1 protein-coding gene and 1 pseudogene are annotated in these 525 nt (G+C 44.0%); both read right to left on the reverse strand.

The genetic code is table 11. From position 1 onward, the window contains the following. Positions 1-156 (reverse strand): annotated as a pseudogene (gene rsbX, locus RVS70_RS21985) (phosphoserine phosphatase RsbX); the annotation flags it as partial. After that, positions 156-525, reverse strand: a 370-nt coding sequence (locus RVS70_RS21990; protein WP_321134839.1) for a sigma-70 family RNA polymerase sigma factor, incomplete at its 5' end; no start/stop codon positions are given. The pseudogene rsbX and the gene RVS70_RS21990, both read right to left, overlap by 1 nt.

The following is a 525-nucleotide window of genomic DNA, read 5'->3' on the forward strand; positions in this document are numbered from 1 at the left end:
TGCAAGCGATCCGCTTCCAAGTCCGTCAGCAACCGCGCAAATTAATTCCTTGTCATCAGCTTTCATAAAAAAGCTGTCTCCGCAAATCGATTTTCCTTCTTTATTCAGTTGATATACTAGAGTTTGAATATGCTCGTTTTCTTCAACCTGGATCATTACATTAACTCCATCGAGGGATCTTCAATCAAGGCCTCTCTGAGCTTCTTCACAGCTTTGCGCTGCAGACGCGAGACGTGCATTTGAGATATACCGAGAATGTCCCCAGTTTCTTTTTGGCTTTTGTTTTGAATATACGTAAGGTCTATGATTTGTTTTTCACGGTCTGAAAGGACATGAAGCACGCTTTGCAGCATCATTTGCTGGTTGACTCGCTCATATCCATCCTCCTGTGATCCGACGATATCAAGGATCGTGACGGTGCTTCCGTCCGAATCCGCTTCAATGCTGTGGTCAACGGATAAGGCTTGATAGCTTTTGCCCATTTCCATCGTTTCAAGAACCTCTTCTTCAGAAACATCGAGGAAT

This window comes from Virgibacillus sp. M23 (assembly GCF_034190895.1).
GTDB classification, from domain to species: domain Bacteria; phylum Bacillota; class Bacilli; order Bacillales; family Amphibacillaceae; genus Virgibacillus; species Virgibacillus salarius.